We start from the raw sequence: 12,780 nt of genomic DNA on the forward strand, positions 1-12,780 counted from the left end.
TATATTAATGAGTTATGAAATTGATTCAAGCTATTTTAATAAAAGATAAATTTACCGGGAGGGAAGAAGATGTTAAACGAAGCGTTAACCCCTAGACAAATCGTAAGTGAACTAGACAAATATATTGTGGGACAAAAGCAAGCCAAGAAATCGGTTGCTGTAGCCCTGCGAAATAGATACCGCCGAAGTAGACTTCCTGAGCATGCTCAAGATGAAATTGTACCAAAAAATATACTTATGATCGGACCTACCGGTGTAGGTAAAACAGAAATTGCTAGACGGTTAGCTAAACTTGTGGGTGCTCCCTTTGTAAAAGTAGAGGCAACGAAATTTACCGAAGTGGGTTATGTTGGCCGTGATGTAGAATCTATGGTTAGAGATTTAATTGAGACAGCCATTCGGATCGTCAAGCTTGAAAAAACAGAAAAGGTCAAGGACAAAGCCGAAGAAAATGCGAATGAACGCATTGTACAGATCCTTGTTCCTTCCGCAAATAAATCTAAAAATCAGAAGAATCCGTTCGAGATGATTTTTGGTAATCATAATCAACAGACAGAGGAAGCAGATCCTGCGCAAGAAGCCAGCGTTTCTGAGCGCAGACGCAAAGTGAAATTTGAACTGCTGTCCGGTCAGCTTGAGAATGATGTAATTGAGATTGACGTAGAAGATGCAGCCCCGAACATGTTTGACATGTTCGCTGGTCAAGGAAATGACCAGATGGGTATGAATATGCAGGAGATGTTTGGTAACTTCCTGCCAAAACGCACGAAAAAACGCAAGCTAAGTATAAAAGAGGCACGTAAAGTTCTCATTCAAGAAGAAGCCAGCAAACTGATTGATATGGACGATGTAACCCAAGAGTCGATCAGACGCGCTGAGCAATCAGGTATCATCTTTATTGATGAGATTGATAAAGTAGCCAGCCAGGGACGCGGATCAGGCCCTGACGTCTCTCGTGAGGGTGTCCAAAGGGATATTCTCCCTATCGTGGAAGGATCGACCGTAATGACCAAATATGGCCCTGTGAAGACGGATTATATTTTGTTTATCGCTGCGGGTGCGTTCCATGTATCTAAACCGTCAGATCTCATTCCAGAGCTCCAGGGGCGTTTCCCAATTCGCGTGGAATTGAATAGCCTCACACTGGATGATTTTGTTTCTATTTTGACAGAACCCAAAAATGCACTGACCAAACAGTATACCGATCTTCTGCGAACAGAAGATATTGAAATTGAATTTTCACCAGAAGCGATTCGTGAGATCGCCAATATTGCAGAAGCAGTAAATCAAAGCACAGAGAATATCGGTGCGAGAAGGCTCCATACCATTTTAGAAAAACTATTGGAGGACCTTTCTTTTGAAGCACCCGAACTCACGCTCGATAAGATGGTGATCACGCCGGAATACGTAAGAGAGAAATTAGGTGAGATTGCGAAAGATCGTGATCTTAGTCAATACATTTTATAAAATAGAAGCTCTTTAAAGGATAAGTCCTTTAGAGGGCTTTTTTTATTGATTAATTTTCGTGTTAATGCAAACTCTTTGTTGGAAATTAAATAAATAAAGGAAATTAAGACGTTTAAATGACAATAAATGAGTTTAACTATATGATAGACTGGTTCAATATCTTCATTTTACCTTTGTATGCTTGACTTTGAATATCTTAGAAATGAGAAATTAGGTTGAAAAAACCTATACTTTATAGGACTCTTTTTTCATTAGAATGAAGTTATTTTGTACTTTATACCCAAAAAGTCCTTATTAATGATAAAAGATAGGGCTTTTTTCTTATTGTAATAAATGCCCAAGTGAAAGAAACTTATGTTATATGACAAATAACTTCGTAATTCTACTAAAGACCTATGAAAAGAAATAATCAATGCCATATTTGTCGAAAATGAGACAACCGAGGTCTTATTTTATATAGAAGTCATTTTTAGGAATTAATAAGGGAGGTAAGTGTTATTAATTTATTGAACGACAGTAGTTTTAAAACACTTCAAGCGGGAATTGATGCTGCAAACCTCAGGCAACGTGCGATTGCTAACAATATAGCCAATAGTGACACCCCTTATTTCAAACGGTCTGAAGTCAAATTCGAAGAGTTTTTGCAAGATGAAATGAAAGGGAATGTAAGTACATTAAGTGGGAAAACAACAAATGAGAAACATATTCCTATAGGTCTTAGCAGTAAAATCCCTGCTGCGCGAATTTCGACAGATCATAATACGGTAATGAATAATAACGAAAACAATGTTGATGTTGATAAGGAAATGACCCTTTTGGCAGAGAATCAACTTCGTTACAATGCCTACATCCAGCAGGTCACAGAACAAATTAAGATGATGCGTATTGCAACGGGAGGGAGCAGCTGATGAATATTAGTAATAGCTTTGACATTAGTTCTTCTGCATTAACCGCTCAGCGTCTTCGGATGGATGTAATTTCCTCAAACATTGCAAATGCTGAAACAACAAGAGCGAAGATGGAGAACGGTGAAGCAGTACCTTATAAACGAAAAATGGTTGTACTAGAAACTAGCAAGCCAAGCTTTAAGAATATGCTCCAGACACAGATGGAAGGCAAAGACATTCAGCAAGGCGTCATCGCAACTTCTATTAAGGAAGACACAGCGCCGCTCAAATCGGTATATAACCCAACACATCCGGATGCAAACGCCGAAGGGTACGTATATATGCCTAACGTTGATATAACGAAAGAAATGGTAGATTTAATTAGTGCATCAAGATCTTATGAGGCAAATGTAACTGCACTAAATGCTTCAAAAGCAATGGTGTCTAAAGCACTTGAGATCGGCAGATAGAGTTATTAGACACTACATATTTTAGAATTTAGGAGGGACCAAAGATGATACAAAATACGATGTTGCAAACATCTGCTTTACAATCTCCTTCAATGAGCGGAACACAAAATAAATCAACCCCCTCAGATACGATCAAACAATTCTCATCCTATTTAGATCAGGCAATTACGCAAGTGGCAGAGCAAGAGAAAACGTCTCATGTCATGTCAACAGAATTTGTTAAAGGTAATGTGAATGTAGATCAAGTGATGATTGCTTCGGAACAAGCACTGCTAAGTTTGCAGTTAACGAATCAAATTCGAAATAAAGTGGTCGAAGCCTATCAGGAAATTATGCGGATTCAAATGTAATAGAGGTATGATTAGCAAAAGTTCGGATGAGGTGACGGAGTGAACGAGAGAATCGCCCAGTATAGAGAGAAGATATCTCAGTATTGGAACAAATTTACCAAAAAACAAAGGGTATTACTGATTTCTACGGTGGTGTTTCTCATCATTGCCGCCGCTGCACTTACAATTCAGTTCTCTAAAACGGAGTATGAAGTAGCGTTTACTGATCTTAGTGCAGAGGATTCAGCTGGGGTCATGAGCTATCTTGAGAGTGGAAATATTCCTTTTGAGTTAAATAAAGATGGGACAAGCATTTCAGTACCTAGTACGCAAGCGGCAAGGGTGAAAGTAGATGTTGGATCCCAAGGATTAGTTCAGAACGGATCGATCGGTTATGACATCTTTGAGCAAAATGGTTCAATGATGGGTTCGACAGATAAAGAATTCGAAGTCAAATACGCTAACGCTTTTAATGGCGAGATTGAACAAATGCTCCGGACTATGCAGGGCGTGCAAGATGCAAAAGTATTAGTTAATCTTCCTGAAAAAAGTTTATTTGCCGGCTCGGATCAAGAAACTGCCTCTGCTTCCGCAGTACTGACTTTTCAGCCCGGGTATCAAATGTCACAGAAGGCAGTAGACGGATATTTTAACTTAATGAAAACTGCGGTACCAAACTTACCACTGGAAAACATCACCATTTCTACGAATCAGGGTGAAGAACTTCAACCAACCGAGCGTGGCGGAGGAAGTGGACTGGGTGAAATACAAGAGAACATGGCGCTGCAGAAAAAATATGAGAGCGATGTTCAAAAGAGTGTAAAAGAATTTCTAACGGGTATTATCGGTAACACAGATATTAATGTGCTTGTGACATCAAATCTGAATTTTGACAAAGTAAACGAAACTCAAAATCTGGTTACTCCGGTAGATGAAGAGAACATGAAAGGTATTGAGATCAGTGTTCAAGACATTCAGAGCAGTTACACAGGCGGTACTGCAGAAGATGGCGGTGTAGCAGGAACAGGAGAGGGAGATGTTGTAAACTACCCGGCTGCTGGTTCTGAGACTTCAAGCGGAGAAGAGAGTTCCACGACAATCAATTACGAGGTTAACCAAATCGCAAAGGAAATTGTCCAAAGTCCATACACTGTAAAAGACTTAACCATTAATGTAGCAGTTGAACCACCCCAAGGACAAGAAATTTTAGATGAGCCAACAAGAGATGCAATAGAAACAGTTTTAGTGAACATTGTGAGAGCGTCACTTGCAAATTCAGGAAGTACATATAACGACGCAGATCTAGAAAAGAAAGTCTCTGTACTAGCTAAACCAGCGCAAACGGCCACAGATACACAGACAGGAATTCAGTTGTCTTCTGGTATGATAGGGGGCTTAGTAGCGGGTGCTGTATTACTGCTAGCAGGCGGAGGATACTTGATTTATCGAAATCGCCGTAAGAAGGAAGAGGAGTATGAGGAAGATGATCTTCCGCTTCAGATTCCAACCGAATTTCCTTCCGTAACTTTAGAAACGGTCACAAATGAAAGTCAGGTACGTAAACAACTCGAGTCACTCGCGAAGAAGAAACCGGATGAATTTGTTGATTTGCTTCGAACGTGGCTTGCTGATGAATAGGGGTGAGAAACTTGGTTAAGGCACCAGGAAACGGATTAACCGGAAGGCAAAAGGCAGCAATCCTGCTCATAACGTTAGGACCAGAGGTATCAGCCCAAATTTTCAAGCATCTACGAGATGAAGAAATAGAGCAGCTAACTTTAGAAATTGCCAACGTAAGAAAAGTAGAAGGTGGAGAAAAAGAACTCATTATGTCTGAGTTCCACCAAATTTGTTTGGCACAAGAATACATTTCACAAGGCGGTATTAATTACGCACGAGAAATTTTAGAAAAAGCACTCGGATCTCAAAAAGCACTGGAAGTGATTAATAGACTAACCGCTAACCTTCAGGTCAGACCCTTTGACTTTGCTCGGAAGGCGGATCCGAATCAGATTCTTAACTTTATACAAAATGAAAGCCCGCAGACGATTGCGCTTGTCTTATCTTACTTGCAATTTGAACAAGCAGCCGTCATCCTTTCCTCTCTTCCGCAAGAGAAACAAGCGGATGTTGCAAGGCGGGTTGCAGTAATGGACAGCACTTCACCAGAAGTAATCGCCCAAGTAGAAAGAGTACTTGAACAGAAACTATCTGCCACGGTTACGCATGATTACACGAATGCAGGCGGAATTGAATCGATCGTTCAAATCCTAAATGGAGTTGACCGCGGAACCGAGAGAACGATACTGGATTCTCTGGAAATACAGGATCCTGAACTGGCAGAAGAAATCAAGAAACGGATGTTTGTCTTCGAGGATATCGTTAATGTCGATGACCGGTCGATTCAGCGAATTATTCGAGATATTGATAATGCTGACCTACAGCTTGCGCTCAAGGTGGCGAGCGAAGAAGTTCGGAATTCTATCTTCAACAATATGTCTAAACGCATGGCAGAGACTTTTAAAGAAGAAATGGAATTCATGGGACCTGTCAGACTGCGTGATGTAGAAGAAGCACAAACCCGTATCGTTGCAACGATTAGAAGACTGGAAGAAGCTGGTGAGATTATTATTGCTCGCGGCGGAGGAGATGATATCGTTGTCTAATCTGATTAAATCCTTTGAGTATGTACCCGTTGATACCCATAAGCAGGTGAAATCGGTTCATGAGTATGGTGAAAAATCAGGTGTTGAAGCGAATTCTGATCATAATGAAAGAATAGTGGTAGAAGAACAAAAGCCAACGGTCGATGAAGAATCGATTCGAATGAAGCAGGAAATGCTCGAGAATGCGAAGGACTTTGCAGAAAGGCAAGTGCGTGAAGCAGCAGAAGAAGCAGAGCGATTACTTCAGGAAGCCAAGGAACAAATTGCTTCTTGGTGGGAAGAAAAAAGACTTCAAGATGAGCATCTGATGGATGCTCTTCGCTCAGAAGGATATCAACAGGGTTATCATGAGGGTGCAGACAAGGCAAAAGAAGAGCTTCAAACTTATATGGAAGAAAAAATGGCAGAAGCACAGCTGGTGCTGAGTGAAGTTTACGAAGCCAAAGAACAGATTATACAGGAAGCAGAACCTTTTCTAGTTGAACTGAGCACGGCAATTGCTGAGAAAGTAATCGATCATCAGCTTTCAACAGAACCGAGTCTTATGATTGAACTGATTCGTAAGAACTTGGCAAGAAAAAGAGAACAAGGTGTTATCACATTATGTGTATCTCCTAAGGAATTTTCATATGTCCAAGCTGCTAGAGAGGAATTGACTTACGCGATCGACTCTCAAGCTGAACTGAAAATATTGCCGGATGCTTCCGTTCGAGATAAAGGATGTGTTATTCGTTCTTCTTTCGGAAGTGTCGATGCCAGAGTAGATACGCAGCTCACCGAAATCAAGAAAGAATTGATCCGGGTAGCGCTGGATAGCGAGGAGCGGACGAATTCATATGAAGGTTCTTAGTTCACAGCGATATATGGATCAACTGAAACAACTGGACCCGGTCCGTATTAATGGAAAAGTTACTCAGGTGATCGGACTGATGGTGGAATCAGAAGGTCCGGATGCAAGCATAGGAGATGTTTGTTACATTTATCCGACGAATTCGGCCCTTCCGCTGAAAGCAGAAGTGGTCGGATTTCGAGATAACAAAGTACTTCTGATGCCGCTTGGTGATCTACAGTCGATTGGTCCTGGCTGTGATGTGGTGGGAACGGGGAAACCTTTGAATATTCAAGTCGGATCTGAACTTCTCGGTAAAGTACTTGATGGTCTAGGGCAGCCCCTGGATGGTTCACTTATTCCCGCCCGAATGCAGCGCTATTCAACTTCAAGTGCACCCATTAATCCACTGAATAGACCCAGGGTACTTGAGCCTATCAGCATTGGTGTTCGTGCAATCGACGGACTGCTTACGATTGGTAAAGGACAGCGGGTGGGGATCTTTGCCGGGTCAGGGGTTGGTAAAAGTACCTTGATGGGGATGATTGCCCGTAATACATCAGCAGATGTCAATGTGATTGCTCTTATCGGGGAACGGGGACGGGAAGTATTAGATTTTATTGAACGAGATCTTGGGCCTGAGGGGCTCGAACGTTCTGTTGTTATCGTGGCTACATCGGATCAGCCCGCACTAGTGCGTATCAAAGGAGCGCTGATTGCAACTACCATTGCAGAGTATTTCCGAGATCGCGGCATGAATGTCATGCTGATGATGGATTCGGTGACAAGGTATGCGATGGCACAGCGTGAAGTTGGTCTTGCGGTTGGGGAGCCGCCAGCAATGAGAGGTTACACTCCTTCCGTATTTGCTAGTTTACCTAAACTATTGGAGCGAGCGGGAACGGGGCCTGTCGGATCGATTACTGCCTTTTACACGGTCCTTGTGGATGGGGACGACATGAATGAGCCGATTGCGGATGCTGTCCGTGGTATTCTCGATGGACATATTGTGCTGAACCGGGGAATTGCGAATAAAGGACATTTTCCAGCTATAGATGTGCTCGCGAGCATAAGCCGGGTGATGAAAGATATTGCTCCTGCGGAACAGATTGATGCAGCTGAAAATATAAAACGTCTCATGTCGGTCTATAAGAACTCAGAAGATCTAATTAATATTGGTGCTTATCAAAAAGGATCGAATATAGAGATTGATGAGTCGATAGACCGAATACAGGATATATGGCGGTTCACACGGCAGAAGGTAGATGAAAAAGTAGTATTGGATGAAGTAAGACAAAGACTAATTACCGAGTTTGCAAGGAGATGACTTAGTACATTATGGGGTTTACTTATCATTTTCAAAAAGTTGTGGATCTCAAGGCGAAGGAGAAAACACAGGCAGAGTGGCTTCTTTCTTCTGCTATTGGTAAACTGCAAGCCGAAGAAAATCATTTGCTGGAACTTGTGAGAGATCGAGAAAATCTCATGGAAGGCATTTCTTCTTTCTCACTGCAAAGCGCTTCGGCTTCTAGTTTACAGGAGATGAATCGTTACGTTCACTATCTAGATGAATGCATCAGCCGCAAAAATAATGATGTGGCTCATGCTGAAGTGAACGTCAAACAAAACCAAGCTTTTTTGAACGATAAAATGCTGGATGAAAAAGTATGGAACCAGGCGCGAGAAAAAGAAAAAATGCATTATCAACAGGAGATGCTCCTTAGGGAACAAAATGAACTGGATGAAATGGCAACGGTGCGCTTTGCTGTAAGAGCACGTTAAAAGAATGTGCGGGCGTGATGCACCGAAGGAGGAATGATGGTTGGTAGACAAGGATCGAGAGGAACTGGAGCGAGAGTCCGGAGGGGCTTGGGAGAAATTTATGATTATTGGAATCCCTGTTGTCTTTTGTCTCGTACTGGTTGTTGTACTGCTCGTCGTTCTGAATGTTGATTTCAGAAAAAATGCGATCGAAATTGCAAGCAAAATTCCGGTAGTGAAAGAATGGATACCGGAGGAAGCGTTAGATCCAGCAACCCAAAAAGAAAGACAAGCCGAGAAACAAATAGAAAGTAATAAGGCAGTCATCGATAAATTAAAGACACAGCTTGCTGATTCAAAAACGGAGCTTGAGCAGGTGCAACAGGAGAAAGCTAAACAGGATAGCAATGTACAGAAATTAGAAGATGAAATAAAAGAGTTACAGGTAACAACGAGTTCAAGTGGTGATGCAACAGCGTCAAATGAAACAGAAACCATAGATCCTTACCTAAAGCAAGTGAAAGATCTTGCTAAAATGTACGGTCAAATGAAGCCGAGTAAGGCAGCTCCTATTATTCAAAGTATGACGCTCGAAGAGCAGGTTCAGCTTCTTGCAGAGATGAAATCAGATGCACAACGCAGCATTCTTGAAAAAATGACACCTCAGGCAGCTGCTGAAGTTACAGAGGCACTAAAAAATACAACGACTTCTGAAAGTCGCGCCATTGCCGCATTACAATCCAAAATGAACAACAAACAAGCTTCATCAACGACTACATCTAACAATCGGAACTTGGATAAAAATGAGCTGACACAAACCTTTTCATCGATGTCAGCAGACAGTGGTGCAAACTTAATTCTTGAGACCTATAAACTAAGTCCAGACCAAGCGATCACGATTTTAAAAACGGTAGATGATGCAACGAGAGCAAAATTACTAGACCAAATGTCTTCTGCCGATGCTGCTGTCTCTGCAAAAATATTAAATCGTTTAATGGGGAGTAAAAATTAATTGATATTTTATATCAAGTGAGAGGAGGTGAAAAACGAATGATATCTTCTTTTTCACAAGTAGGAAAAGCAGTTAGTTTGATGGATTCTGGATCTGAGGCAAGTAAGACTACTGGAAACGAATCAACTGGGTTTCTTGTGGCTTTGCAAGTGAACATGCAGACAACGAGTGAGGGAATGAATCAAGCGGGAAACAAGGAAACGCCGGCCATGTTTACTTTTCTTACGGTAAATCCAGATGAAAGTGTTACTCCGGAAGTGAATACAAGTACTTTGGACGAAGCGACTCTCCTTATGGAAGCAGAAGCGATTATTGATGAACTCATTACAACACTTGAGCAAGAGAAAGATTTGGATCGTAGTGAAAAGCATGAAGAAATGATTGCCGATCTGAAGGGGTGGCTGCAGCAAGCTTTATATTATCTCTATCCTGCAAACAATGAAGAATCAGCAGAGCAAAACGTATCTTTTCAAGCCATGAATGCACTCACAGAGCAGTCGGATACCGTAAAGTATGCACTGCAAGAAGTACTGCATCAATTAATAGAAGCAAGTAAAACAAATTCAGAAACAGCTGCACCATTAGAAGATCTTATACATACTCAGGAGCAGCTAATCGTAAATCTGAAAGAGATTTTAGGAAAATCAGATGTAAAAACAGATTCTGTTACGAAATTAAATTCACTGATGACCGAACTTAGCCTGATGGCAAAAAGCACATTCGCTTCAGCAGAAAAAACAACGTTTTCTATAGAACCTTCACTCCTTACGGGGGATGCCGAGATTCTGGAAAACGTCGGTGAACAAAACGGTAGTAACAAGCTAGCAACAAAAGAAATGATCAAAGTAACGACTCTTGATGAGTCAATACAGCAGAAGGTAGATCCCGAATCTTCTCAGGAAGTGAATCCGGAGGAAACGCAGGATAATCAAGCGACAAACCTTATCACTGCAGGGCAGTTAGCTATAAAGAATGGGACAGCACCACTAACTAGATCAGAAACGGTCATACCGGTTCAACAATTTTCTAAAGAGATGTCCGAATTTGTTGTCAGTAAATTTGAAATTGTGAAGCAACAGGGAATGACAGAAGCGGTTATTTCTTTAAGACCTCAGCATTTAGGTCAACTGGACGTGCAGTTATCGATGCAAAATGGTCATTTGGTTGCAAAGTTTATGACAGAACATGCAGGAGCGAAGGATTTGCTCGAACAGCAAATGACACAGTTAAGAGCTGTACTTCAGGCTCAAGGGATTCAGGTCGAACGACTTGAAGTGACTCAGAACACCTCATTATCGTCACATATGTATCAGGATGGAGGCAGTTCAAACGGACAGCCTGGTAACCAGCGCAGATCTAAAGAACGAGAACGGAACAATGAAGATCTACTAACTACAGCAGAGATTCAAGACGAGCTTCGTACTTGGATGCAGGAGCAGCAAGAATTGGAGTTATATACGGAAGGCGATCAGACAAGCGGATTCACTGCGAAAATATAATGAGCGAAGCGGGGTGTGAAAATGTCAGCGGATATCATTTCTACGACGAATATTTGGCCTAACTACTCAGCTTCCAATGTAACTACAGCAGCGAGTAAAGAATCCTCAGATGCGATGGGTAAGGATCAATTTTTGAAAATACTGATTACTCAGTTACAGAACCAGAATCCAATGCAGCCGATGGAAGATAAAGAATTTATCGCTCAAATGGCTCAGTTTACTTCTGTAGAACAATTGTCGAATATATCGGGTCAACTTCAAAATTTATCGCAATCTTTAGGTGCGGTTTCTGGACTGATCGGTAAACAAGTAAGCTGGATTGGTACAAGCGAGGGTTCAAATGAAGGTGCTGTTCAAAGCGGTGTCGTGGAATCCATTATTATTCGGGATCAAATGCAGTATGCGGTTATTAATGATAAGGAAATTGCGCTAAAAGACATTACTCAGATCAGTGATGTAAAAACAGAAGAAATAGTCTTGGAAGCCAGTGCCTCTTCTGAAGAGAAAGTGGATGTAAGCGAAGAAGCCGATGGAGCTGAGGGATGAGTGGCGTTGTAAGAGTAGGTCAGCTCTATACAAGTACAGTGAAATCTCCCAACACCCGTGATACCAATAAGTCAGGATCAGAAGAGACCGTTTCTTTTAACAAGTTATTTAACAATGAGTGCATAAAGCTTAGTTATCATGCTTCAAAAAGGTTAGAGCAGCGAGGTATAGAGCTCGGTAAAAATCATTTAGAGAAGATTGCTGAGGCTGTAGATAAAGCTGCAGCCAAAGGTTCTAAAGAAACACTTGTGCTGATGGAAGATACCGCTTTTATTGTAAATGTAAAGAACCGAACGATCGTAACTGCGGTGAATGGACCCTCGTTAACAGAAGGCGTATTTACGCAGATTGATAGTGCTATTATCATTCCTTAATTATCTATATGAGGCTGGACCTAACGGAAAGCCTAAGGGTTGCGGATCGACAGAAGCAGCCAATCAACCAATCGGAGGTAAAATTAATTATGCTTAAATCCATGTACTCCGGAGTATCCGGCATGAGAGGGTTCCAAACGAAGCTGGATGTCATCGGTAATAATATCGCAAACGTGAATACAACAGGATTTAAATCAAGTCGAGTCATGTTTAAGGATATCATGAGTCAAACTACAGCCGGGGTAACCGCTCCTACAGATGATACCGGCGGTGTGAACTCTAAACAGGTTGGACTTGGAGTTAGTGTAGGATCGATCGATACGATGCATTTAGCAGGCAGTGCACAGACGACGAATAATCCAACGGATCTTCGTCTGGAAGGAGACGGATTTTTCCTGGTCAGCCTTTCGGAAGATCAGGAAGTTCCTTACCTGACACGGGCTGGAGATTTTCATGTGGATGCCAATCGCAGACTGGTTACCTCGGATGGACTGTTCGTGCTTGATTCAGGCGGCGCTCCCATTACGCTTGATGATGAGGTAGTCGCTTTTTCAATCGGTCAGGATGGAACCATTAACCAACAAATGGCGGATGGAACGATGGAAGCTGGTGTACAACTGGGGATCGGTAAAGTATCTAATCCAAGCGGTCTTGATAAAATCGGAGGCAATTTGTACCGAATGACGATGAATGCAAATCTCGATGGTGAGTTTGAAATTGTAACGGCAAATGATGCGGAAGCAGGTACGGGTTCAATCGTGGCTGGTCAGCTTGAGATGTCAAACGTTGACCTAACCGGAGAGTTTACAGAGATGATCGTTGCGCAGCGTGGTTTTCAGGCCAATTCCCGCATAATTACCACTTCTGATGAAATACTTCAAGAAGTCGTCAATCTTAAACGTTAATGATTAGTATCTGCACAGGGAGCGAAGGATGCTCC

Annotated in this window: 14 protein-coding genes; all 14 read left to right on the top strand. The window is 41.9% G+C overall.

Annotated features, from left to right (window positions below):
* Positions 1 to 69: 69 nt before the first annotated feature.
* The 14 genes from hslU to flgG all read left to right on the top strand — a co-directional run bounded on the left by hslU (position 70) and on the right by flgG (position 12,745).
* Positions 70 to 1,467 (top strand): ATP-dependent protease ATPase subunit HslU, encoded by a 1,398-nt coding sequence (gene hslU / locus PV403_RS04410; protein WP_213532547.1) that lies wholly within the window; start codon positions 70 to 72, stop codon positions 1,465 to 1,467.
* 497 nt (positions 1,468 to 1,964) lie between these two features.
* On the top strand, positions 1,965 to 2,375 hold the full coding sequence (gene flgB, locus PV403_RS04415) for a flagellar basal body rod protein FlgB (RefSeq protein ID WP_213532722.1): 411 nt from the start codon (positions 1,965 to 1,967) through the stop codon (positions 2,373 to 2,375).
* Entirely contained in the window at positions 2,375 to 2,824 is a 450-nt protein-coding gene (gene flgC / locus PV403_RS04420) for a flagellar basal body rod protein FlgC (protein ID WP_213532548.1), read from the top strand. Before flgB ends, flgC begins: the two co-directional genes overlap by 1 nt.
* Before the next feature lie 44 nt (positions 2,825 to 2,868).
* Positions 2,869 to 3,174, top strand: a complete 306-nt coding sequence (fliE, locus tag PV403_RS04425; protein WP_213532549.1) for a flagellar hook-basal body complex protein FliE — start codon at positions 2,869 to 2,871, stop codon at positions 3,172 to 3,174.
* 39 nt (positions 3,175 to 3,213) lie between these two features.
* Complete coding sequence (fliF, locus tag PV403_RS04430; protein ID WP_213532550.1) at positions 3,214 to 4,791, top strand: flagellar basal-body MS-ring/collar protein FliF; 1,578 nt, start codon at positions 3,214 to 3,216, stop codon at positions 4,789 to 4,791.
* A gap of 11 nt (positions 4,792 to 4,802) precedes the next feature.
* Positions 4,803 to 5,819: a flagellar motor switch protein FliG gene (gene fliG, locus PV403_RS04435; protein WP_213532551.1), complete on the top strand. Its 1,017-nt coding sequence runs from the start codon at positions 4,803 to 4,805 to the stop codon at positions 5,817 to 5,819.
* Positions 5,812 to 6,669, top strand: coding sequence for a FliH/SctL family protein (locus PV403_RS04440; protein WP_213532552.1), 858 nt, complete (start codon positions 5,812 to 5,814; stop codon positions 6,667 to 6,669). Before fliG ends, PV403_RS04440 begins: the two co-directional genes overlap by 8 nt.
* Complete coding sequence (gene fliI, locus PV403_RS04445) at positions 6,656 to 7,975, top strand: flagellar protein export ATPase FliI (protein WP_213532553.1); 1,320 nt, start codon at positions 6,656 to 6,658, stop codon at positions 7,973 to 7,975. The genes PV403_RS04440 and fliI overlap by 14 nt, the downstream gene beginning before the upstream one ends.
* A gap of 11 nt (positions 7,976 to 7,986) precedes the next feature.
* Complete coding sequence (gene fliJ / locus PV403_RS04450) at positions 7,987 to 8,430, top strand: flagellar export protein FliJ (protein ID WP_213532554.1); 444 nt, start codon at positions 7,987 to 7,989, stop codon at positions 8,428 to 8,430.
* Positions 8,431 to 8,470: 40 nt separating this feature from the next.
* Complete coding sequence (locus tag PV403_RS04455; RefSeq protein WP_213532555.1) at positions 8,471 to 9,421, top strand: MotE family protein; 951 nt, start codon at positions 8,471 to 8,473, stop codon at positions 9,419 to 9,421.
* 38 nt (positions 9,422 to 9,459) lie between these two features.
* Positions 9,460 to 10,920 carry a flagellar hook-length control protein FliK gene (locus PV403_RS04460; RefSeq protein WP_213532556.1) on the top strand — a complete coding sequence of 487 codons (1,461 nt, stop codon included), beginning with the start codon at positions 9,460 to 9,462 and terminating at the stop codon, positions 10,918 to 10,920.
* A gap of 21 nt (positions 10,921 to 10,941) precedes the next feature.
* A complete protein-coding gene (locus PV403_RS04465; protein ID WP_213532557.1) occupies positions 10,942 to 11,466 on the top strand; it encodes a flagellar hook capping FlgD N-terminal domain-containing protein in 525 nt (174 codons plus the stop codon).
* Positions 11,463 to 11,840: a TIGR02530 family flagellar biosynthesis protein gene (locus PV403_RS04470; protein ID WP_213532558.1), complete on the top strand. Its 378-nt coding sequence runs from the start codon at positions 11,463 to 11,465 to the stop codon at positions 11,838 to 11,840. The genes PV403_RS04465 and PV403_RS04470 overlap by 4 nt, the downstream gene beginning before the upstream one ends.
* An 89-nt stretch (positions 11,841 to 11,929) precedes the next feature.
* Positions 11,930 to 12,745 (top strand): flagellar basal body rod protein FlgG, encoded by an 816-nt coding sequence (flgG, locus tag PV403_RS04475; RefSeq protein WP_213532559.1) that lies wholly within the window; start codon positions 11,930 to 11,932, stop codon positions 12,743 to 12,745.
* Positions 12,746 to 12,780: the final 35 nt, after the last annotated feature.

Source organism: Paenibacillus sp. GYB006, from assembly GCF_036577645.1.
In the GTDB taxonomy this organism is placed as follows: domain Bacteria; phylum Bacillota; class Bacilli; order Paenibacillales; family Paenibacillaceae; genus Paenibacillus.